This is a genomic window from uncultured Alsobacter sp. (assembly GCF_945952055.1).
In the GTDB taxonomy this organism is placed as follows: domain Bacteria; phylum Pseudomonadota; class Alphaproteobacteria; order Rhizobiales; family Beijerinckiaceae; genus Alsobacter.
The window spans coordinates 50,685-71,919 of record NZ_CAMFHB010000029.1 but is presented as its reverse complement, the minus strand read 5'-3'; the positions used below and the strand labels follow the sequence as shown (position 1 = coordinate 71,919).

The window sequence follows — 21,235 nt, the reverse complement described above, 5'->3', positions numbered from 1 at the left end:
AGACCGCAGCATGAGCGCGCTTCCCGCACACACGCCGGCCCCGGGCCGCGCCATCGGGCTCGAGACGGCCGGGATCGGCAAGATCTTCGGGCCGCTGGTCGCGCTCGACGACGTGTCGATCAAGGTGCCCGCCGGCAGCTTCCATGCCCTGCTGGGCGAGAACGGCGCCGGCAAGTCCACCCTGGTCAAGTGCATCATGGGCTTCTACCAGCCCGACCGCGGCCAGGTGATGGTCGACGGCCGGGAGATCCAGGTGAAGAACCCGCGCGAGGCCCGCGCCGCCGGCATCGGCATGGTCTACCAGCACTTCACGCTGGTGCCGTCGCTGACCGGGGCGGAAAACCTCGTCATCTCGCGCCTCGACGTCCCGGCGGTGATCGACTGGACGGCGGAGAAGAAGGCGCTCGACACCTTCCTGCAGCGGATGCCCTTCCGCGTGCCGCTCGACGTGCCGGTCGCGCACCTGGCGGCCGGCGAGAAGCAGAAGCTGGAAATCCTGAAGCAGCTCTATCTCGACCAGCGGTTCCTGATCCTGGACGAGCCGACGTCGGTTCTGACGCCCGGCGAGGCCGACGAAATGCTGGGCCTCGTGCGCGGCATGACCCAGCGCGGCGAGATCACGGTGCTGATGATCACGCACAAGTTCCGCGAGGTCACGGCCTTCGCCGACGACGTCTCCGTGCTGCGCCGGGGCCGGTTTGCCGGCGGCGGCAAGGTGTCCGAGCTCTCGCACGACGCGATGGCGCGCATGATGATCGGCGACACCGTCGTGCGGGCCCGGGCCGAGCGCAAGCCGATGGGCAAGACCCCCGTCGTGCTGCATCTCGCCGGCCTCTTCGCCGAGGACGACGAGGGCCTGCCTGCCGTGAAGGAATTCGAGCTCAAGGTCCACTCCGGCGAGATCGTCGGCATCGCCGGCGTCTCGGGCAACGGCCAGTCGCAGCTCGTGGAGGCGATCTCCGGCCAGCGGGAGCTCTCCAGCGGACGCATGTTCATCCACGACCAGCCGTTCGAGCCCAAGCGCGGCGCCATGGACCGCTTCAAGGTCTTCGGCCTCCCCGAGGAGCCCCTGAAGAACGCCACGGTCCCGAACATGTCGGTGGCCGAGAACATGGCCTTCCGCTCCTTCGACAAGCCGCCGATCGCCAGCATCGGCTGGTGGCTGCGCCCCGGCCCCATGCGCCAGAAGGCCCGCGAACTCATCGCCCGCTACCGGGTCAAGACGCCGTCGACCGAGACGCCGATCGCCAACCTGTCCGGCGGCAACGTCCAGCGCGCGGTCCTGGCGCGCGAACTGTCCGGCGACGTCGACGTGCTGATCGTGGCCAACCCGTGCTTCGGCCTCGACTTCGCCTCGGTGGCCGAGATCCGCTCCCAGATCATGGAGCAGCGCAACCGCGGCGCCGCCGTCCTGCTCGTCTCGGAGGACCTCGACGAGGTTCTCGAACTCGCCGACCGCGTGGCGGTGATGTCCGGGGGCACCATCACCTACGTGGCGCCCATCGGCGAGACCGATCGCACGACCATCGGCGCCCACATGGCGGGGCATTGAACATGATCCAGGTTCCGGCCAAGCCCTACCCGTTCACGCTGCCGCCCGGCAGGACGGCGCTGATCGTCATCGACATGCAGCGCGACTTCGTCGAGCCCGGCGGCTTCGGCGCGGCGCTCGGCAACGACGTGGCGAGGCTCGGGGCCATCGTCCCCACGGTCGCCGCGCTTCTGAGGCTCTTCCGCGACAAGGGATGGACGGTCGTCCACACCCGCGAATCCCACCTCCCCGACCTGTCCGACTGCCCGCCGGCCAAGCGCCTGCGCGGCGACCCGCCGCAGCGCATCGGCGATCCCGGCGCCATGGGCCGGCTGCTCGTGCGGGGCGAACCCGGCAACGCCATCCTGGATGCCGTCGCGCCGGTGCCCGGCGAGATCGAGATCGACAAGCCGGGCAAGGGCGCCTTCTACGCGACGCCCCTGCAGGACATCCTGGCCGAACGTGGCATCACCCATCTCGTCTTCGCCGGCGTGACAACCGAGGTCTGCGTGCAGACGACCATGCGCGAGGCCAACGACCGGGGCTATGACAGCCTGCTCGTCGAGGACGCCACCGAAAGCTATTTCCCGCAGTTCAAGGCGGCGACCCTCGACATGATCGCGGCCCAGGGCGGCATCGTCGGCTGGACGACGCCCTTCGCAGAGCTGGAGCGCGCCGTCCGTGGCTGAGAATCCGACCTTGCCCGCCTTCGACCCCGAGGCGATCGTCGACGCGACGGCGCCGCTCCTGGGCCTTGCCATCGAGCCCGCCTTCCGCCCCGGCATCGCCCAGAACCTGAAGGTCATGGCCACGATGGCCGACCTCGTGCTCGCCGCGCCCATGGACGAGCGCGAGGAGCCCGCCCCGGTCTTCAGGCCCTGACCATGAGCGCCGAACGCGATCCGATCCGGGCCGATGCGTCCGCCATCGCCGCCGCCGTGAAAAGCGGGCGCACGACGGCCCGCGCCGTCGCCCTCGCCCATCTCGAGCGCATCGCCGCGCTGGATCCCGGGCTCGGGGCCTTCACGGCCGTGACGCGGGAGCGCGCGCTAGCGGAGGCCGACGCCGTGGATGCCGCGGTGGCGGCCGGCCGGGATCCCGGCCCGCTCGCCGGCGTGCCCTATGCGGTCAAGAACCTCTTCGACCTGGCGGGCCTCGTCACGGTGGCCGGATCGAAGATCAACAGGGCCGATCCCCCGCCGGCCCGCGACGCCACCCTCGTGGAACGCATGAAGGGCGCCGGCGCCGTCCTTCTCGGTGCCCTCAACATGGGCGAATACGCGTACGACTTCACTGGCGAGAACGCCCATGACGGGGCGTCCCGCAATCCCCACGACCCGGGACACATGTCGGGCGGGTCGTCGGGCGGCTCGGGGACGGCCGCGGCGGCCGGGCTCGCCACGATCACGCTCGGGTCGGACACCAACGGCTCGATCCGGGTGCCAGCGTCCTTCTGCGGCCTGTTCGGGCTGAAGCCCACCTATGGGCGGCTGGCGCGGGGCGGCACCTTCCCCTTCGTCGCGAGCATCGATCATCTGGGCCCCCTCGCCCGCAGCGTGCACGACCTCGCACTGTCCTACGACGCCATGCAGGGCACGGATCCGCGCGACCCGGCCTGCACGCCGGCCGGGATCGAGCCGGCCACGCCGGTCATCGGCCAAGGCACGCAGGGGCTGCGCATCGCGGTCGCCGGCGGCTGGTTCGCCCGGGGCGGCATGCCCGAGGCCCACCGGGCCGTCGCGACCGTTGCCGAAGCCCTGGGCGTGAGCCGGACGGTGGACCTGCCGGGCGCTCAGGAGGCTCGGGCCGCCGCCTATCTCGTCACCGCGACCGAGGCGGCGTCCTTCCATCTCGCGCGCCTGCGCAGCCGGCCGGGGGACTTCGACCCGGCGGTGCGCGACCGGCTCCTGGCCGGTGCCATGGCCCCGGCCGCCTGGGTCGCCCAGGCGCACAAGGTGCGCCGCTGGTGGCGCGACCGGATGCTGGCCGTCTTCCAGGACGTCGACGTCCTCATTGCGCCGGCCACGCCCTGCCGCGCGCCACTTCTGGGGCAGGCCACGATGACGCTCGCCGGCGTCGAGATGGCGGTGCGGCCGAACATCGGGCTGTTCACCCAGCCGATCTCCTTCGCGGGTCTGCCCGTGGTGGCGGTCCCGGTCTGGGAAAACGACGCGGCGCTGCCCATCGGCGTGCAGGTGATCGCCGCCCCGTGGCGCGAGGACATCGCCCTGCGCGTGGCGGCGGCCCTGGAGCGCGACGGCGTGTGCACGGCGCGCGTCGCGGGATGAGGCCCTCAGGCGCGCTGGGCGAGCCGTTCCCTGAGGTCGTTCAGGAACGGAATGCCGGCGAACTGGTCGGCCTGCACGACGTCCCAGGCCACGCCGCGCGGCTGGCCGTAGGCCGTGCGCGTCTCGACGAGGTCCGCGTCGGTGGCGATCCAGTCGAGCGGCGAGTCGTGGTCCAGCATGACGATCTCCTCGTCGGGCACGACCTGGCAGGAGTGAACGGTCGTGACCACCGGGGTCGTCGCCTTCACAGTGCCGAGCTCGCGGAAGATCCCGAGCTCAAGATCGGCGAAGCCGCCCCCCTTGCCCGTCCGCCCGCCGGCCCGGGTCACGGCCACGCAGCCCACGACCACCAGGTCCATCGGCAGCATGTCCTCGAAGGCGACCGGCTTGCCGTGGGACACCGCGCCCTGGGACGTGGCGGCAAGCTCGAAAGAGATCCCCTTGCGCTCCAGCTCCCCGGGATCGAGCAGGACGAAGGGGAAGCCGAGCGTCAGTTCGGGCACGGGCATGTAGAGCAGCTTGCCGTCGTAGAGGGCGCGCAAGCGCACCGGGATCTGCGGCGGATCGGGATTGCTCTTCACCACGGCGGCCCGCTGCCAGATCGGCAGCGACGCGAGGCGCATGGCGGCCAGGTCGGCTCCGGCGAAGTTCGGAATGCGGCTGTGCACGGGGCCGACATTCACCCCCCGCTCCACGAGCTCGCCCCACACGCGCGACCTCAGTTCATCCTTGCGGGCATTGCGCCCGGCCCAGCGGGCCTGCGATGCATCATCCATGGCGGTCCTCCTCGGTCCGCAAGATGCAGGTTCCTTGCCACGCCCGTCCCGACCAACCCCCGTTGTGGAGTCCACCCATGGTGATCAACGACCCGGCGACCCTCGCCGAGATGACGGCCGTCTTCCAGCGCTACGAGACGGCACTCGTGACCAACGACGTCGACACGCTGGACGCCCTCTTCTGGCCGAGCGAGCACACCATCCGCTACGGCGGCGGCGAGAACCTCTACGGCTACGGGGAGATCCAGGCGTTCCGCGCCGCGCGATCGCCCGCCGGCCTCGCCCGCACGCTGGAGCGCACGGTCATCACCACCTACGGGACGGACTTCGCCACCGCCTCGACCCTGTTCCGCCGCGACACGGCACCGGGCAAGGTCGGCCGCCAGTCGCAGACCTGGATGCGCACGCCGGATGGCTGGAAGGTGGTGGCGGCCCACGTGTCGATCATCGCCGACCCGGCCGCGGGGTGAAGGTTCGCGCGGCCCGACGGCCTACGCACTGTGCTCCCGCCCACCTCTCCGCCGTCCTGGCTGGGCGAGGCCCGGCGGGGACGCGGAGAGGCAGGCGTCTCCAGGACGCCGCAGGAGAGCCTATTCGCCGGCGATCAGCCGGTTGCTGATCTCCAGGCTCGCCTGCCACTGCGACTCTGGGCCGTAGTCGTCGCCGGCCTCGACGGCCAGCAACTGGCCGAGGCGGACGCGGGCGCGGTTGACGCGGCTCTTCATGGTGCCCACGGCGCAACCGCAGATCTCGGCGGCTTCCTCGTAGGACATGCCGGAAGCGCCCACCAGGATGAGGGCCTCGCGCTGGTCCGCGGAGAGCTGCTGGAGCGCGCCGCTGAAGTCCAGAAAGTCCATGTGGGCGTTCTGGTTCGGCGTCGAGGCCAGACGGCCCGCGATCTGGCCCTCGGGATCGGGGACCTCGCGGCGGCGCTTGCGGTACTCGGAGTAGAACAGGTTGCGCAGGATCGTGAAGAGCCAGGCAGCCATGTTGGTCCCCTCGGTGAAGGATCCGAGGTTGCTCCACGCCTTCACCAGCGTCTCCTGAACCAGATCGTCGGCCCGGTCGATATTGCCGGACAGCGACATGGCGAAGGCGCGCAGGCTCGGGATCGCAGCCAGAAGCTCCGCCTTCATTCCGGGGCTCGGGACGATCGGGTTCACTCCTGCCCCTCCTTCGCGTCGAGGCGCTCCATCAATTCGCGGAACCGATCCGGCACCGGCTGGTTAAGCACGGTGTCGTACATGGCACGAAGCTGACGGCCGATGTGGTCCTGAATCTGAGGCTGGAGCGAGGGTGCGTCCGGAACCGGTGCGCCCCCGCTCGTGGGAGCTTGGTCTTCGGGACGTTGAGCGCTCCTGCGCTGGCTCATGGCTCACTCCGGCTGTGGGCGCCCAAGCTCGGGCGCGGCTAGATCAGTCGCACAACGTCGACCCCCCTCCGTGGGTTCCTCGGCGCGAGGAACCTTTTTTCCGGATATGCGTTACAGTAGCGCTGGCGTATGGCCGGCCATCCCCGGGGGTATCATGCCGCTGTCACAGGCCGTCGGGCCGCACCTGCCTTATCTCCGCCGCTTCGCGCGTGCTCTCACGGGCAATCAGCGCATCGGCGACATCTACGTTCAGGCCACACTCGAAGCACTCGTCGCGGATCCCGCGCGCATCGACGTGAAGGGCGATGTGCGGGTCGATTTGTATCGCGTGCTTCTCGACGTGTGGCGTTCCGTTCCGATCAACGGTCAGTTCGATTCCGACATGGCCGCCTCGGAAGCCGGGGCGCTCCGCAATCTCGAGGCCGTGACGCCCCGCACCAGGATCGCGTTCCTGCTGCGCTCGCTCGAAGGCCTGAACACGGCCGAGGTGGCGCGGGCGATGGACTGCTCGCTCGCCGAGGCCCAATCGCTGATCGAGGCCGCCGGCCGCGAGATCGCCGAGCAGATCCGCACGGACGTGCTCATCATCGAGGACGAGCCGCTCATCGCGCTGGACCTGCAGTCGCTCGTCGAGGACCTGGGCCACAGCGTCATCGACGTCGCGCGGACCCACAAGGAGGCCACCGCCTCCATCAGCCGGCTGACCCCGGGCCTGATCCTGGCCGACATCCAGCTCGCCGACGGCAGCTCGGGCCTGGAAGCGGTCAACGAGATCCTGGGCACGCTCGAGGTCCCGGTGATCTTCATCACGGCCTATCCCGAGCGTTTCCTCACGGGCAGCAGGCCGGAACCCGCCTTCCTGATCACCAAGCCCTTCCTCACGGACACCGTGAAGGCGGTCATCAGTCAGGCCCTGTTCTTCCAGCGCCGCGCCCACCGCACCCAGCCCACCAAGCTGAGCGCCTGACGCGACCTGCATCATCACGTCGACCCTGCGGGGCCCGGAGCGATCCGGGCCCCTTATTAATGCTTGCCGGTCAACGCGACCGGTTGATCAGGCCCAGCACCATGCCCATGGCGGCGGCCGCCACGACGGCGGTCAGCGGGCTGCGCTGGATGCTGCGCTCCAGGTCGTTGCCAAGAGCGCCGAGGCGGTTCTGGGCATCCTCGGCGATGCCACGCCCCGCCTTGGCGAAGCTCTCGGCCGTCTCGCCGAGCGCCTCGCGGGCAGCGCCCAGGCCGGCACCGACCTTCTCCGCGCCGACCTCGGCCTGGTTGCGCAGGAGCTGCGCCACCGTCTCGGTCAGCTTGGCGACATCGGCGCGCAGCTCGTCGAGGTCCTGCTTCAGGCGGTCCTCGGCGCCGGACTGATCGGCGCCGACTTCGTTTTCCGACATGCTCATCGGGTCGTCTCCGTTCGTCACAGCCGGCCGGTCAGCAGCATCACGATGATGATCAGCACCACCACGCCGAGAATGCCGGACGGTCCGTAGCCCCAGCCGCGGCTGTACGGCCAGGCAGGGACGGCGCCGATCAGGAGCAGGATCAGGATGATCGCGAGGATCGTTCCGAGGGTCATGGGGGGGTCTCCGTCGAGGCAGCGGCCGGACGGCCACCGCGGGTGGGAAAATTCGATCAAGAATTCAATTGCTTGAACTCATGCCAACAACGTTCCCGACGTGGCGGAGGTTCCGTTTTCAAGAGGCGGGCGGACCAAAAAAAGAAGGACCCGCACCGGGGTCCGGTGCGGGTCCTTGGTGGCACGATCCGATCGGGCGGGAGGGGGCACAGACACCCGAACCGTACCATCCATCGGGAAACGACCTCGCGGAGCGAAGGTTCCCCGGCTACTCAGCGCACCGTGTGGGGTGCGAGTTCGGCAACACGCGTCCGCATGGTCGGCGGCAGCGGCGCTTTCGCCTCCGTATTGACGGCCGGGCACTCCGCAGCGGCCTGGCGGGCCCGGCGGGAGAACGGTGCGGACAAAGCGGCCAGCGCCGCGGGATCCTCACGCTCGATGACGAGCGCGCTCTCGCGCGGGGCGGACTTGGCCGACAGGCCCATGAGGCCGAAGACCGGAGGGGCAAAAAGCGAGCCCATCGCAACGGCGAGGGCAAGGGACGGCAGCACGCTGGATCGGGCCATGAGGCTCTCCTGTCCTGAGCAGGTCACTCCAGGTTCGTTCTGCCAACTCAACGCAGAGCCTTGGGCGCCGTTCCCGACTCCACCGGATTGTCAAGCACGTTTCCGTGTAGAGGCGCGGGATTCGGGCTGCTCTTCCGCCGGTTCCGGCTCCCGCGGCGGCGGCACGCCGTCGTCGAAAGGCTGGTCCAGCGGCACGGGCACGTAGTCCGGATCCGGGCCGTAGTCCGGGTGAGGACGGATGGGTTCGTCGCGCGGTCCGCTCATCGGGCGTTCTCCGAGGCCTGCAGCGTCCGCTTGGGCTGCGTGACGGGGCCGGCCGCCCTCTCCGATTTCGCGATCTCGCGATAGCGGTCGAGAACCGCGGCCAACTCCTCCTCGCTCAGGTTTTCGAGGTCGAGCAGGGAATTGCGGGCCTCGTGCGTGGCGCGGATGAGCTCGTCGAGCTTGATCTGGACCGAGCAGCTCTCCCGATTCTGGCTGTTCTGGATCAGGAACACCATCAGGAAGGTGACGATCGTCGTCGCGGTGTTCACCGTAAGCTGCCAGTCCTCCGAGTAATGGAGCGGTGGGCCCGAGAGAGCCCAGACCAGGATCGCCACGCAGGCGAAGAGGAACGTGAAGGGGTGGCCCGCGAGGCGGGCCGTGGCGGTCGCGAACTGGTTGAAGGCCTGACGCATGAGCGTGTCTCCCGCGTCGCCGGCTCGCAGCGAGCCGGCCTTGTCCAAGCAGGAACCAAGACGAGCGGGCCTGCGTTCCATCGGCACCCCGGCAGAACCAAGGAGCGTGCCATGGCGGTCAACTCGCTGCAGGACCTTTTCGTCCACACTTTGAGCGACATCTACTACGCCGAGAACCAGATCTTGAAGGCCTTGCCGAAGATGGCTGAGCAGGCCAAGTCGGAAGATCTCCGCGAAGCCTTCCAGCAGCATCTCGAGGAGACGCGTGGCCAGGTTCAGCGCCTGGAGCAGGTCTTCCAGATGTGCAACGTGCCTGCCAAGGGCGAGCGTTGCGACGCCATCGAGGGCATCATCAAGGAAGCCAACGGCCTCGCAGCCGAGATCACCGACGAAGAGGTTCGCGACGCCGGCATCCTGGCCGCCGCGCAGGCCGTCGAGCATTACGAGATCTCGCGCTACGGCACGCTGATCGCGTGGGCCGAGCAGCTCGAGATGGACGATGCGATCGATCTGCTCGAACAGAACCTCGAGGAAGAGAAGAACGCCGACAGGCTCCTCACCGAGATCGCCGAGGGCGACATCAACGAGGACGCGAGCTCCTGACGTCCTCGCCGTGATCGCCTGACCCTGTCTGGCAAGACCATCTCGACGGCCGGCTGGCACCCCCAGCCGGCCGTCTGGTCATTGAGGCCGGAACCGGCGTGTTCGCGGTGAGTTGGGCGAGCCCGCGGGGCCATTCCCCGCCAGACAGCCCAGGAGCTCCCGATGACAGCCATCCGCCTCGCCACGTTCGCCACGGCCGTCGCCCTCGCCTGCACCGCCGCGACGATCCTGCCGGCCGCGGCCCAGTCCGCCGCTCCCGCCATGAGCAATGCCAAGCCCGGCTCCGCCATGAACACGGACACGTTCGTGCGCACGGCCGCGCTCTCCAACCAGTTCGAGATCGAGTCCAGCAAGATCGCCCTGCAGAAAGCCAAGGGCGACGACGTGAAGGCCTTCGCGCAGCAGATGATCGACGACCACACCAAGGCCGGCCAGGACATGCAGGCCGCGCTGCGGCAGGCCAGCATCACCATGCCGGCGCCGGCCGAAGACAAGCAGCACCAGGCCATGCTCGACCGGATGAGCAAGTCCAGCAATGTCGACGTGGAGTACGTGCAGGCGCAGGTGAAGGCGCATCAGGAGGCGGTGCAGCTGTTCCAGTCGTACGCCAGCAACGGCGACAACGCGCCTCTCAAGCAGTTCGCGTCCAACACGCTGCCCACGCTCCAGAAGCATCTGCAGCACGTGCAGGACTTGGCGCGCGGCCAGAACAAGAAGACGACGTCTCGGTGACCACCGCTCAACGAAAAGGGGCCGGCCAAACGGCCGGCCCCTGTCCCGTTCCGGACTCCGGATCAGTAGTAGTCGCAGAGACGACGGCCGTAGGCGTCATAGTAGCACTGCCGATTGGGGGTCGTGGCCGCGCCGACCACCGCGCCGCCGGCCGCGCCGATCGCCGCACCGGCGAGCGCTCCGCCGGGCCGTCCCGTCGCGAGGCCGCCCACCACCGCGCCGGTCGCACCGCCAATCGCAGCGCCGCCGAGGGCCCGGTCGCCAGCTTCCGTCTGACCGCAGGCACCGAGCGCCAAGGCCACCGCCGACATCGCCAGAAACTTTTTCATGCTGTGCTCCTGTCTGGACCGGCTTCGCAGGACTGCTCGCACCGGCATGGGCAGCAAACGTTCCATGCGCGAGCTTGGTTTCCTCCGACATCAGCGGAAACGGTGCCGGCACAGGCCCAAACGGCTGCGACAAAAAATCTGCCTCGGTCACGCTGAAGCGATGGAACCAAGCCCCCGCTGACGCGTTGAAGGTCCGGAATTCGCACCCAAGGAGTCATGCATATGCCAGACAAGCAGCAGCGGTCGAACCGGGGCTTCGCTTCGATGGACCAGAACAAGCAGCGCGACATTGCCCGCAAGGGAGGAGAAAGCGTCCCCAACGAGAAGCGCAGCTTCTCGCGCGATCCGAAGCTGGCTGCCGAGGCAGGCCGCAAGGGTGGCCGTAGCGTGGCCCCCGAAGCACGCAGCTTCTCCCGCGATCCCAAACTCGCTGCCGAGGCAGGCCGCAAGGGCGGTGAAGCCTCTCACAGCCGCCGCAACAACGGCCAGAACTCCTGAGGCGGAATACCTGACCGGACAGGCGCGCGCCCTCCTCGCGCCTCCGCAAGATCTGCTTTCGCCCCCCGAAGCAGTGTCGACCCGGCCCGGTTGGGCATGAGGCGTCGTCCCCCTGGGACGGCGCCTCGTTCGTTTGGCCAGCCGTGCATCGCGGCGACTGGCATACGGCGCGCGAGCACCCCGGGCATGCGGCCCTCGCGAGCGCGCGCCTCCCGCTCGCCACGGTCGAGCGGGGCTCGATGCTGTCACGGCCGCGCCCCTCGTCGTGAACCCGCCCCTGGACCCCGCCGACCTTGCCGCGTCTCCACGCCGGGCCCACCCTGCGGGTGCTGCATCGGATCGGGGATAAGCTGTTCGACCCCTTCCGACCTGGGCGGATGCCGTCGTCCAGGCGCTGCGCATAGGCGGCGCCTTTTCCAGATCGGCATTTCCGGCGCGTCGTAGCACGCCCTGACCACCACCATGGCCATCCCCTGCCCAGCCGAAGCAAGCCTGGCGCAGCGCGTGGATGGCGAGGCGTCCTGCTCGGCCCGAATGCCGCATAGCCGTCCCCGGGGTCAAAATCGATCGGACCACCCAGTTTTGCGAACAAATAGCAAAAAACCAAACCTTAAGCTGTAGCGTCGTAATTCAGTGCGTGGGTCCTGAATCGAAGATCGGACGAGACGGAAGAAGCACAGTCGGGGCCGCGCTGGCAGAACGCCCGTCTCGGCGCGTCCCGCAAAAGGGGAAAAACTCTATGTCGAAGCTATCGCTGCGCAGTGTTCTCTACATGATCGTCGCTGCGCTTGTGACACTTGGCATGACCCAGGCCGGCGTAGGGCTTTATAGCCAAAGCGTTGTGAAGGCCCGGCAAGCGGAGGTGACGGACAACTGGACCCCCTCCATCATCAGGCTGAGCGACATCAAGTTCATGGCCGGCGACGTCCGGGCCAAGATGAACCGCGCGATCCTCTCCGACATACCCGAGGCCAAGAGCAAGGGCATCGATGAGGCCCGGCTCGCGCTCGAAGCCACTGACGCCGCCATCGCGGACTATGACCGCACGGGCGTGAGCGGACAGGAAGAGCGCGCGCTGTTCGACGCCATGGTCAAGGATTGGCGCGCCTACGTGGCCGCAACGAGGGCTGCGGGGGAAGCGGACAAGGCCGGGCGCAAGGAGGAAGCCGAAAAGGCTCTCGTCGGCGCCGCCCCGCTCGCTGCCGCGGCCACGAAGCGGCTGGCGGACATCGTCGAGTACAACAGGCGCAACCTGCTGGCCGAGTTCGACCGCATCGATGGCGCCATGCTGGTCTCCAGCATCGTGAACTACATTGCGATTGCGGCCTCGATCCTGATGGGGCTCCTCGCCTTCTGGGTCGTCCAGGCCCGCGCCGTGTCCCCGATCGCCGCCCTGACGGACGCCATGCGGCGTCTCTCGGGCGGTGAACTGCAGACCACCATCCCGAACGCCGACCGGACGGACGAAATCGGCCAAATGGCCGGCGCCGTCCAGGTCTTCAAGGAAAACGCCATTCGGGTGAAGGCGCTCGAGGAAGAAGAGAAGAAGGTCGCCGCCGAACGCCTGCGCCGTGCCCAGTCCATGGTCGAGGTGGTGGGCGAGGTCGGCGAGGTCGTCCGGCGTGCCGCCGACGGCGACTTCTCGGCACGCCTGCAGGTCGCCACTGACGATCCGGAGATGAGCAAGCTCGTCGCCGGCATCAACGAGATCAACCAGGTGGTCGACGCCGCCACCGGCGAGTTCGCCGAGGTGCTCGGCTCGCTCGCCCAGGGCGACCTCACCCGGTCGGTGCAAACCAGCTACCGCGGCCGCTTCGGCGAGCTCAAGGAAGCCCTCAACGAGACCATCGACCGCCTGTCGGTGACCGTCACGACGATCCAGGGCACGGCCCGCGAGGTGAGCGCCGCCGCCGGCGAGATCAACACCGGCGCCAACGACCTCTCCTCGCGCACCGAGCAGCAGGCCTCCTCGCTCGAGGAGACCGCCGCCACGACCGAGGAGCTCGCGGCCTCGGTCAAGGCCTCGGCGGCGTCCTCGCGCAATGCCGTCGACCTCGCCGAGCAGGCCATGGCGGTCGCGCGCGAGGGCGGATCGATCGCGACCAAGGCGGTCGACGCCATGTCGCGCATCGAGAGCGCCAGCCAGAAGATCTCCGACATCACCGGCGTGATCGACGAGATCGCGTTCCAGACCAACCTGCTGGCCCTCAACGCCGCGGTCGAAGCGGCCCGCGCCGGCGATGCCGGCAAGGGCTTCGCGGTGGTGGCGTCGGAAGTCCGCACGCTGGCACAGCGCTCGTCGGAAGCGGCCAAGGAGATCACGGCGCTGATCAACGCGTCCGTGTCCGAGGTCGGCCAGGGCGTGCAACTCGTCCGCTCGGCGGGCGATGCGCTCGGCAAGATCGTGGAGGCCTCCCAGAAGGTGACGGCGACGGTGACGGATATCTCGACGGCCGCGGCCGAACAGGCCAACGGCATCGACGAGATGAGCCAGGCCGTCGCGCACATGGACGAGATGACCCAGCAGAACGCGGCCCTGGCCGAGGAGAGCGCGGCTTCCGCGTCCTCCCTCAGCGACCAGATCACGCGCCTCAACGATCTCGTCGCGGCCTTCAAGGTCTCCGGCTCCGGCACGGGCACGTTCGGGACGCCCACGATCCCGCATGCGCTGCGCGAACGGGCCCAGCAGGCCTTCGCCGGGGCGAAGCCGCGCACGCCCACCAAGGCGTCTGCCAAGGCCGCCCCGGCTGCACCGGCTGCGACCAAGGCAGCGGGCCGCACCGGCACCTGGGACGAGTTCTAGGACCCTCGACGGCAAGCGTCCTTCGCGGACGCTTGCCGCGCCCTCGCCCTCGCCGAATTTCAAGACAAGGACGAACGCATGAACCTCGCGGTCCAGATCGACCAGACCGGCGGCCATCCGGCATGGGTTTGCCGGCAGGTGGTCACCTTCGTGGTGGCCAACCAGGTCTTCGCAACGCCGATCGAAAGCGTGCGCGAAATTCGCGGCTGGCAGAAGACCACGCCCGTGCCGAATGCCGAGCCCAACGTCACCGGTGTTCTCAATCTGCGTGGCGCGATCATCGCCATCTACGATCTGCGCAGGAGCCTGGGGCTACCCCCCAACGACCGTACGTCGTCGTCGGTGACGATCGTCATCGACACTGGAGACAAGCTCGTCGGGATCCTGGCCGACAGCGTGTCGGACATCCTCGACGTCTCGCCGGACGACCTGCGGGATCCGCCGACCAGCGATCCTGTGAACGGTCCGGAAGTGGTGGGCAAGTTCATCGTGAAGGGCGAGACGGTCATCTCGCTCCTCAACATCGAGGCCGTCGTCAACTGAGCCCGACCCGAGCCCGCGGCTCGCACCGCGAGGCTCCCGGCCCACGACGCGAACAGGGCCATTGACGGAATGCCGTCAATGGCCCTGTCGCAGTTTCAGGACGCTGACCAGGACGACCGACGGCTCACGCCACGACCATCTCCGGCTGCCTCGCCGTCGACGGCACGCCCGACTGGATCCGCTCGAAGGTGGCAAGCGCCTGACCGACGACCTGGTCCATGTTGTAGTAGCGATAGGTCGCGAGCCGGCCGACGAACCACACGTCCGGCGTGGCCCGCGCCAGGGCCTCGTAGCGCTTGTAGAGCTGGGCGTTGGCTTCCATCGGGATCGGGTAGTAGGGATCGCCCGAGGCCCGCGGATACTCGTAGGTCAGTGTCGTGTGCGGGTGCACCTGCCCGGTGAGATGCTTGTATTCCGTGACGCGGGTATAGGCCTGCGTCTGGGGATAGTTCACCACCGCGACGGGCTGGTGCCACTCCCGCTCGAGCGTCACGTGCTCGAAGGCGAGCGAACGATAGGGCAAGCGTCCGAAGCGATAGTCGAAATACTCGTCGACCGGCCCGGTGAAGATCAGTCGCTTGTGGGGAATGATGTCGCGGACGTCACGGTAGTCCGTCTGCAGCATCACCTTGATGCGGGGATGGGCGAGCATGGTCTCGAACATCCGCGTGTAGCCGTCGAGCGGCATGAACTGGAACGTGTCGCCGAAATAGCGGTCGTCCCTGTTCGTCCGCACGGGCACGCGCGCCGTGACCGACTTGTCGAGCTGCGAGGGGTCCACCCCCCACTGCTTGCGGGTGTAGCCCTGGAAGAACTTCTCATAGAGCTCGCGCCCGACGCGGCTGACCACCACGTCCTCCGACGTGCGGATCTCGGGCACCGTCTCGGCCTTGGAGGCGAAGAAGGCTTCGACGTCCTCCTCCTGCAGCGACAGCCCGTAGAGCTTGTTCACCGTGTCGAGGTTGATCGGGATGGGCAGGAGCTGCCCATCGACCTCGGCCAGCACGCGGTGCTCGTAGGGACGCCAGGCCGTGAACTTCGACAGGTGGTCGAAGATCGACTTGGCGTTAGTGTGGAAGATGTGCGGGCCGTACTGGTGCATCAGCAGGCCCGCCTTGTCGAAGCGGTCGTAGGCGTTGCCACCCACGTGGTTGCGCCGGTCGACGATGAGCACGCTCTCGCCGCGCTGGCTCGCGATGCGCTCGGCCAGAACGCTGCCGGCGAAGCCGGCGCCGACGATCAGCCAATCAAACATGGGCAGCACCCTCGGCGATCGTGCCGCCGGCGACCGCCTGAAGGGCCGTCCCGGAGCGCTGCTCGAAGCGCGCCTTGGCGGCGCTCACGGCATCGATGAGCCGGGTCATGTCCGCCCAGGTGCGATCCCACGACATGGTGGCGAGGCGTCGGTCAACCTTCTCCAGCCACGGCTCCCTGGCGCGCTTCAGCAGGGCCTCGCCCGCCGCGACGGCCGAAGCCGCGTCGGCGGCGATGGAGACGAGCCCGTCGTCGCCCCACGGCGTCACGACGTCGGTCACCGGCGTCGACACCACGGGAACGCCCGCCGCCAGGAACTCCGGCGTCTTGGTGGGGCTGATGTAGCGGGTCGCCTCGTTGATGGCGAAGGGCATGAACCCGGCGTCCCAGCCCCCTAGATAGTCGGGCAGATCCTTGTAGGCCTTGCCGCCCAGCCAGTGGATGTTGGCCGCACGCGGCAGGGAAGCGGGGTCGATCTTGACTACCGGCCCGAGCATCACGAACTGCCACTGCGGCCGCAGCGCGGCCACCTGGCCGACGAGGTCGATGTCCATCCGTTCGTCGATCACGCCGAAGAAGCCGAAGCGCGGCCCCGGAATGCCGGCCTGGTCGGCGGGCTCGTTGCGGTCGCCGCTGCGGGCGGAGGCGAAGTGCCCGACGTCGATGCTCGAGGGAAAGGCGTGGACGCTGTGGTGGCGGCCCTTCTTGGCCTCGTACAGGCTGCGTCCGCCGGTGAACACGAGGTCGGCCCGGGCGAACAGCCGTCGCTCGAGGGAGGGCAGCATGCGCGGCGCGTTCTTGAAGGCCGACAGTTCGTCCATGCAGTCGTAGATCCGCACGGGAGCGCGGACATGGCTGCTGAACGACAGCATCATCGGCGAGTAGTACCAGAGCACCGCGGGCGCGGACCGGCCGGACAGGAACCCGTCCAGAAGGTTGCGCAACGCCGTGGTGACGCCACGCTCGGCAAGGCCCTGCGGAAGATGGGGCACGGCCACCACGATCCCGCCCGGCCGCTCGCTGACGTCGAGGCGAGGCTCCGCGGCATCGAAGATCGGCTCCTCGAAGACCACGACCGCGTAGCGGCGAGCGGCGCGACTGAGAAGGTGCTGCGGCCGCTGCCACACGAAGTCCCAGCGCAGATGCGAGAAGCACAGGAGGAGAGGCTTCGTATTCGCAGACGTCCGGGTAGGCCGGCGAGACGCCGGGAAGACGACGACGGAATCGCGAGCCGTACGGACGAGCTTTGTCATTGTAGGAAAATTTCCCTGCGCTTGCGTGACGGCCGTCCTTCCGTGCCCACGTGGGTCGGTATTAACCGGGAGATGTGTCCGGGGACGCCAGGAGCCCGATCCGGGCTTGCGGACCTAACGTGCCGGTAGCGGCGAAGGTTCCCGTTCACCACACCCCGGTGTCAGGGAGTTGTCAGGCTCGCGGCGCCCGGCGCGACGATGTCGCTCAGCCGTTCACGACGCTTCCGCCGTTGGGATGGATCACCTGCCCGCTGATGTAGGAGCCGTCCTCGCAGGCGAGGAACAGGTAGCTCGGCGCCACCTCGTTGGGTTGGCCCGGCCGGCCCATCCCCGAACTGGCGCCGTGTTCCGACACGCGTTTCTCGTCGAAGGAGGCCGGGATGAGCGGTGTCCAGATGGGACCCGGCGCCACCGCGTTGACGCGGATCCCGTCCTCGGCGAGGGCTACCGCGAGCGAGCGCGTGAAGGCGACGATCGCCCCCTTGGTCGCGCTGTAGTCGAGCAGCTGGGGACTGCCCTTGTAGGCGGTCACCGACGCCGTGTTGACGATGCTGGAGCCACGCCGCAAATGCGGCCGGGCGGCCTTGGCCATGAAGATGTAGCCGAAGATGTTGGTGCGGAACGTCCGCTCCACCTGCTCGGCCGGGATGTCCTTGATGTCGTCGCACGTGTGCTGCTCGGCGGCGTTGTTGACGAGCAGGTCGAGCCCGCCGAAGGCGTCCACGGCGCGCTTCACGACCTCGAAGCAGAAGGCCTCCTCGCCGATGTCGCCGGCCACGCACAGGGCCTTCGCGCCCTCCTCCTCGCACAGGCGCACCGTCTCGCGGGCGTCCTCGTGCTCGTCCTTGTAGGCGATCGTCACGCTGGCACCTTCGCGCGCCATCAGCACCGCGACCGCACGGCCGATGCCGCTGTCGCCGCCGGTGACGACCACGGACTTGCCACGCATGCGGCCGGAGCCGGGATAGCGGGGCATGCAGTCCGGCCGCGGATGCATCTCGGTCTCGAGCCCGGGCTGGCGGTCCTGGACCTGCGGCGGGAGCGTCTGGGGCATGGTGGGCTCCTGGATGGCAAGTCGACGCCGCGTCGCCGACACGAGCATGGCAGGTCGGCGCCACATCGCCGACGAGGACATGGCAAGTCGGCGCAACGTCGGCGACACGAGCCGGTTCCCGCCAATTCCGGTCATCCGGACGGAACTTCAACGGGACCGCCGCGTTTCCCGCCAGGAAGGGTGCACGCGATGAACCAGCCAGCAGTCGACCATGGGATCCGGCGCGTCGCCTGCGCCGGTGCGGTTCCCGCCATCCAGACGGGCGCGGACATGGTCCTGCGCTCGCAGGACGGCGTGGTGCTGGGCCGCATCTCCAGCGTCGTCGTCGAGGACGGCGCGGACGAGGTCCAGTTTGCTGTGGTCTGCTTCGCCAGCGTCTCGCGGCTGGGCGAGGACGCGCGAGTCGTGCCTTGGGCGCTCGTCGAGACGCAGGGCAACGACTGCATCGTCCACCTTCCGGCCGATGCCATCCGCAGCGCCCCGATTTTCGTGGCCGGCACCTGCTGCGGCGACCCGGGCTTCTGGCACCGCGTCGAGGACCATTTCCGCCGTTGCGCGTGACGCGCTTCTCCCCTCCCGCTCAACACAATCCGGACGAGGCCATGTCATCCAGCCTGTCGCTCGATGGTTCCTGGGAATTCCTCTACGTGGCGGACGACCGGCAGATGGAGCCGGCCACCGTGCGCACGATCCAGGTGCCGGGCCCCTGGCAGGCGCAGTTCGCCGACCTGCGCATGCGCGCCGGCACGGCGATCTACGCCCGGGACTTCGACGTGCCCGTCGGGTTCAAGAACGGCCGCATCTTCGTGCGCTTCGGGGCGGTCTTCCACCACACGCGCGCCTGGCTCAACGACGTGCCGATCGGCGAGCACCAGGGCGGCTTCCTGCCCTTCTCCTTCGACATCACCGAGTACCTGGTCGAGGGGCGCAACCAGTTGAAGCTGCGCGTCGAAAGTCCGACGGACAATCCGACGCTGTATCCCGACGCCCCTCTGGGCGAGATCCCCTTCGGCAAGCAGAGCTGGTACGGGCCACTGTCGGGGATCTGGCAGGGCGTGCTCGTCGAGCGGCGCAACCGGGACCACATGGTCCGGATCCGCATCCTGCCCGACCTCGCCACCGGCAAGGTTCGCGCGACGGTCTTCTTCCACACGCCGATCGAAGGGGCAACCGGCCTCACGGTGACCGTGACCGGGCCCGATGGCCAGCCCGTCGCGACGGCCAGCGAGAAGATCGCCCCGGGCGACGAGGAGATGACCGTCAGCCTGAGAATCCAGGACGTGCGACCGTGGTCGCCCGAGAAGCCCAACCTCTACCGGCTCGAGGCCACCCTCGACCAGGCCGGCACCGCCATCGACACCAAGGCCGACACGTTCGGCTTCCGCACCATCGAGACGCGAAACGGCCGCCTGTGGCTCAACGGCGAGCCCATCTTCCTGCGCGCCGCCCTCGACCAGGACTACTACCCCGACACGATCTGCTCGGTGCCCTCCGTCGACTTCCTGGAGGATCAGTTCCGAAAGGCCAAGGAGCTCGGCCTGAACTGCCTGCGCTGCCACATCAAGGCGGCCGACCCGCGCTACTACGAGGTCGCCGACCGGCTGGGTCTCCTGATCTGGACGGAACTGCCCAATGGCGGCGTGTCGACCGAGCGCTCGCGCGTCCGCAAGGAGCGGCTCCTGAAAGGCATCGTCGACCGCGACGGCAACCACCCCTCGATCATCATCTGGACGATCATCAACGAGAACTGGGGCGTGGACCTCGTCCACGACGCCGACCACCGCGCCTGGCTCAAGCGGACCTATCACTGGCTGAAGGGGTACGATCCCACCCGCCTCGTCGTCGACAACTCGCCGCTGGCACCGAGCTTCCACGTCGAGACGGACATCGCCGACTACCACTTCTACGCCGCCTATCCCGACAATCGCCGGTCCTGGGACGCCTTCGTCGACGAGCTCTCCAGCCGGGCCGCCTGGCTCTTCAGCCCGGAGGGCGACGCCGTCATCAAGGGCGATGAACCCTTGATGTGCTCCGAGTTCGGCAACTGGGGCCTGCCGCACCCCGAAGATCTCAAGGACGCGGATGGCAAGGAGCCCTGGTGGTTCGAAACCGGCCACGACTGGGGCGAAGGGGTCATGTACCCCCACGGCATCGAGAACCGGTTCGTCGACTGGTCGCTGGACAGAGTCTTCGGCGACCTGCGCGGCTTCGTCGAGGCCGCGCAGTGGCAGCAGTACCGGGCCCTGAAATACGAGATCGAGGTCATGCGCCGGCGTCCCGCGCTGGCCGGCTACGTGATCACGGAATTCACCGATGCCCACTGGGAGTGCAACGGGCTGCTCGACATGCGGCGCAACGTCCGCGTGTTCCATCAGGACTTTGCGGCCATCAACGCCGACCTCCTCGTCATTCCGCGCTGGGAACGCCTGGCCTACTGGGTGGGCGAGGCCTTGAGGGTGGACCTGACGGTCTCCAACGGCGCCGGTCCGACGCTGGAGGGATGCACCGTCGAGGCCTCGGTCGACGGCGCCGTCGCCAGCCGCTATCCCGTGGCGCGGCTGCCCTCCGGCGCGGTGGCCGATCTCGGGGTGGTGGACATTCCCCTGCCCTCCCCCAAGCGTTCGCGCCGTGTCCGCGTCAACTTCGTGCTGCGTGACGACGGCGGGACGGTCCTGGCGCGCAACCATCTCGACGTGTCGATCCACCACCGTCCCGCCCCCGAGGGCTTCGCCGCCACCAAGGTCTGGTCCAACGACGCGGCCATGAGCGAGCGGCTCGCGGCCTTGGGCTACGCCATGGCGGGCGACGCGGCGGAGGCCGACGTCGTCGTGTCCCACGAGATCGACAAGACGCTGCTGGGCCAGGTTCGGGACGGCACGCGGCTGCTGCTGCTGCCGGCGACGGAGATGTCGCTCAACCCGCTATTCCCGCATTGGCAGAACGTGCGGGTGCTGGCGCGCGGCGGGACGCTGTGGGCCGGCGACTGGGCCTCGACCTTCGCCTGGCTCGTGCGCGGCCGTGGCTTCGACGACATTCCCGGTGGCCCGCTGATCGATGAACCGTTCGACCGGGTGATCCCGACCCACGTGATCGCGGGCTGCAATCTCCACGATTTCCAGTCGCGCGTGCAGGCAGGCCTGGCGATCGGGTGGCTGCACAAGCCGGTGGCGCTGTCGGTCGAGCGCACCTACGGACGCGGCCATTTCGTCGTCTCGACGTTCCGTCTCAACCGCGATCCTCCCGGCGAGGACCCGACGGCGACGCTGCTGCTCAAGAGCCTCGTCGAGCAGGCAGCAGCCAAGGGTCACAAGGAACCCCGGTCCGACGACGAGGAAGCGGCGGCCTGACCGGGCGGCCCGGACGAGGTCGCCCGGCCG

25 protein-coding genes are annotated in these 21,235 nt (G+C 68.6%); 13 read left to right on the top strand and 12 right to left on the bottom strand.

Features of this window, described 5'->3' with window-relative positions:
- Window positions 1-10: 10 nt before the first annotated feature.
- From Q0Q47_RS19985 to Q0Q47_RS19970, 4 genes are read left to right on the top strand one after another with little or no spacing between them, the layout of a single operon-like run.
- Window positions 11-1,552: an ABC transporter ATP-binding protein gene (locus Q0Q47_RS19985; RefSeq protein WP_293863627.1), complete on the top strand. Its 1,542-nt coding sequence runs from the start codon at window positions 11-13 to the stop codon at window positions 1,550-1,552.
- 2 nt (window positions 1,553-1,554) lie between these two features.
- Window positions 1,555-2,220: a cysteine hydrolase family protein gene (locus tag Q0Q47_RS19980; protein WP_293863625.1), complete on the top strand. Its 666-nt coding sequence runs from the start codon at window positions 1,555-1,557 to the stop codon at window positions 2,218-2,220.
- Complete coding sequence (locus Q0Q47_RS19975) at window positions 2,213-2,413, top strand: DUF4089 domain-containing protein (protein ID WP_293863623.1); 201 nt, start codon at window positions 2,213-2,215, stop codon at window positions 2,411-2,413. The genes Q0Q47_RS19980 and Q0Q47_RS19975 overlap by 8 nt, the downstream gene beginning before the upstream one ends.
- A gap of 2 nt (window positions 2,414-2,415) precedes the next feature.
- Complete coding sequence (locus tag Q0Q47_RS19970) at window positions 2,416-3,819, top strand: AtzE family amidohydrolase (RefSeq protein WP_293863621.1); 1,404 nt, start codon at window positions 2,416-2,418, stop codon at window positions 3,817-3,819.
- Between the two features lie 5 nt (window positions 3,820-3,824).
- Here the strand turns inward: Q0Q47_RS19970 and Q0Q47_RS19965 are convergent, their stop codons facing one another.
- Window positions 3,825-4,595, bottom strand: a complete 771-nt coding sequence (locus Q0Q47_RS19965) for a 5-formyltetrahydrofolate cyclo-ligase (RefSeq protein WP_293863619.1) — start codon at window positions 4,593-4,595, stop codon at window positions 3,825-3,827.
- 77 nt (window positions 4,596-4,672) lie between these two features.
- Here Q0Q47_RS19965 and hpxZ point away from each other — a divergent pair, with 77 nt between their 5' ends.
- Window positions 4,673-5,065 carry an oxalurate catabolism protein HpxZ gene (hpxZ, locus tag Q0Q47_RS19960; protein ID WP_293863617.1) on the top strand — a complete coding sequence of 131 codons (393 nt, stop codon included), beginning with the start codon at window positions 4,673-4,675 and terminating at the stop codon, window positions 5,063-5,065.
- Between the two features lie 120 nt (window positions 5,066-5,185).
- Here hpxZ and Q0Q47_RS19955 read toward each other — a convergent pair whose 3' ends face one another.
- Both Q0Q47_RS19955 and Q0Q47_RS31190 read right to left on the bottom strand, forming a co-directional pair.
- Window positions 5,186-5,731 carry a sigma-70 family RNA polymerase sigma factor gene (locus Q0Q47_RS19955; RefSeq protein WP_293863666.1) on the bottom strand — a complete coding sequence of 182 codons (546 nt, stop codon included), beginning with the start codon at window positions 5,729-5,731 and terminating at the stop codon, window positions 5,186-5,188.
- A gap of 23 nt (window positions 5,732-5,754) precedes the next feature.
- Window positions 5,755-5,967, bottom strand: a complete 213-nt coding sequence (locus Q0Q47_RS31190) for a NepR family anti-sigma factor (RefSeq protein WP_367278276.1) — start codon at window positions 5,965-5,967, stop codon at window positions 5,755-5,757.
- 154 nt (window positions 5,968-6,121) lie between these two features.
- Between Q0Q47_RS31190 and Q0Q47_RS19945 the strand changes: the two genes are divergently transcribed.
- On the top strand, window positions 6,122-6,934 hold the full coding sequence (locus Q0Q47_RS19945) for a response regulator (protein WP_293863615.1): 813 nt from the start codon (window positions 6,122-6,124) through the stop codon (window positions 6,932-6,934).
- Between the two features lie 70 nt (window positions 6,935-7,004).
- On the opposite strand, the gene Q0Q47_RS19940 is transcribed toward Q0Q47_RS19945, so the two are convergent.
- The 5 genes from Q0Q47_RS19940 to Q0Q47_RS19920 all read right to left on the bottom strand — a co-directional run bounded on the left by Q0Q47_RS19940 (window position 7,005) and on the right by Q0Q47_RS19920 (window position 8,789).
- Window positions 7,005-7,370 carry a hypothetical protein gene (locus Q0Q47_RS19940; RefSeq protein WP_293863613.1) on the bottom strand — a complete coding sequence of 122 codons (366 nt, stop codon included), beginning with the start codon at window positions 7,368-7,370 and terminating at the stop codon, window positions 7,005-7,007.
- A gap of 17 nt (window positions 7,371-7,387) precedes the next feature.
- On the bottom strand, window positions 7,388-7,546 hold the full coding sequence (locus Q0Q47_RS19935; protein WP_293863611.1) for a DUF3309 domain-containing protein: 159 nt from the start codon (window positions 7,544-7,546) through the stop codon (window positions 7,388-7,390).
- Between the two features lie 272 nt (window positions 7,547-7,818).
- Window positions 7,819-8,112: a hypothetical protein gene (locus Q0Q47_RS19930; RefSeq protein WP_293863609.1), complete on the bottom strand. Its 294-nt coding sequence runs from the start codon at window positions 8,110-8,112 to the stop codon at window positions 7,819-7,821.
- A 90-nt stretch (window positions 8,113-8,202) separates the two neighbouring features.
- Window positions 8,203-8,376: a hypothetical protein gene (locus Q0Q47_RS19925; protein WP_293863607.1), complete on the bottom strand. Its 174-nt coding sequence runs from the start codon at window positions 8,374-8,376 to the stop codon at window positions 8,203-8,205.
- Entirely contained in the window at window positions 8,373-8,789 is a 417-nt protein-coding gene (locus Q0Q47_RS19920; protein WP_293863605.1) for a low affinity iron permease family protein, read from the bottom strand. The genes Q0Q47_RS19925 and Q0Q47_RS19920 overlap by 4 nt, the downstream gene beginning before the upstream one ends.
- A 111-nt stretch (window positions 8,790-8,900) precedes the next feature.
- On the opposite strand from Q0Q47_RS19920, the gene Q0Q47_RS19915 reads away from it, so the two are divergent.
- Together Q0Q47_RS19915 and Q0Q47_RS19910 are read left to right on the top strand one after the other, a co-directional pair.
- Window positions 8,901-9,392 carry a ferritin-like domain-containing protein gene (locus tag Q0Q47_RS19915; RefSeq protein ID WP_293863603.1) on the top strand — a complete coding sequence of 164 codons (492 nt, stop codon included), beginning with the start codon at window positions 8,901-8,903 and terminating at the stop codon, window positions 9,390-9,392.
- Window positions 9,393-9,554: 162 nt separating this feature from the next.
- Window positions 9,555-10,124, top strand: a complete 570-nt coding sequence (locus tag Q0Q47_RS19910) for a DUF4142 domain-containing protein (RefSeq protein WP_293863601.1) — start codon at window positions 9,555-9,557, stop codon at window positions 10,122-10,124.
- Window positions 10,125-10,186: 62 nt separating this feature from the next.
- Here Q0Q47_RS19910 and Q0Q47_RS19905 read toward each other — a convergent pair whose 3' ends face one another.
- Window positions 10,187-10,453, bottom strand: a complete 267-nt coding sequence (locus Q0Q47_RS19905) for a bacteriocin (protein ID WP_293863599.1) — start codon at window positions 10,451-10,453, stop codon at window positions 10,187-10,189.
- Between the two features lie 222 nt (window positions 10,454-10,675).
- Here Q0Q47_RS19905 and Q0Q47_RS19900 point away from each other — a divergent pair, with 222 nt between their 5' ends.
- The 3 genes from Q0Q47_RS19900 (at window position 10,676) to Q0Q47_RS19890 (ending at window position 14,297) form a co-directional block, all read left to right on the top strand.
- Entirely contained in the window at window positions 10,676-10,951 is a 276-nt protein-coding gene (locus Q0Q47_RS19900; protein WP_293863597.1) for a KGG domain-containing protein, read from the top strand.
- Between the two features lie 508 nt (window positions 10,952-11,459).
- The gene (locus tag Q0Q47_RS19895; protein WP_367278275.1) at window positions 11,460-13,754 is read left to right on the top strand and encodes a methyl-accepting chemotaxis protein; all 2,295 of its coding nucleotides are present in this window, start codon (window positions 11,460-11,462) and stop codon (window positions 13,752-13,754) included.
- Between the two features lie 78 nt (window positions 13,755-13,832).
- Window positions 13,833-14,297: a chemotaxis protein CheW gene (locus Q0Q47_RS19890; RefSeq protein WP_293863593.1), complete on the top strand. Its 465-nt coding sequence runs from the start codon at window positions 13,833-13,835 to the stop codon at window positions 14,295-14,297.
- Window positions 14,298-14,421: 124 nt separating this feature from the next.
- Here Q0Q47_RS19890 and glf read toward each other — a convergent pair whose 3' ends face one another.
- The 3 genes from glf to Q0Q47_RS19875 form a co-directional block, all read right to left on the bottom strand.
- Entirely contained in the window at window positions 14,422-15,552 is a 1,131-nt protein-coding gene (gene glf / locus Q0Q47_RS19885) for a UDP-galactopyranose mutase (protein WP_293863591.1), read from the bottom strand.
- Window positions 15,545-16,804 (bottom strand): glycosyltransferase, encoded by a 1,260-nt coding sequence (locus tag Q0Q47_RS19880; RefSeq protein ID WP_293863589.1) that lies wholly within the window; start codon window positions 16,802-16,804, stop codon window positions 15,545-15,547. Before Q0Q47_RS19880 ends, glf begins: the two co-directional genes overlap by 8 nt.
- A gap of 205 nt (window positions 16,805-17,009) precedes the next feature.
- Window positions 17,010-17,858 (bottom strand): SDR family oxidoreductase, encoded by an 849-nt coding sequence (locus Q0Q47_RS19875; protein WP_293863587.1) that lies wholly within the window; start codon window positions 17,856-17,858, stop codon window positions 17,010-17,012.
- Between the two features lie 189 nt (window positions 17,859-18,047).
- Here Q0Q47_RS19875 and Q0Q47_RS19870 point away from each other — a divergent pair, with 189 nt between their 5' ends.
- Complete coding sequence (locus Q0Q47_RS19870) at window positions 18,048-18,419, top strand: hypothetical protein (protein ID WP_293863585.1); 372 nt, start codon at window positions 18,048-18,050, stop codon at window positions 18,417-18,419.
- 41 nt (window positions 18,420-18,460) lie between these two features.
- Window positions 18,461-21,205, top strand: a complete 2,745-nt coding sequence (locus Q0Q47_RS19865) for a glycoside hydrolase family 2 protein (RefSeq protein ID WP_293863583.1) — start codon at window positions 18,461-18,463, stop codon at window positions 21,203-21,205.
- Window positions 21,206-21,235: the final 30 nt, after the last annotated feature.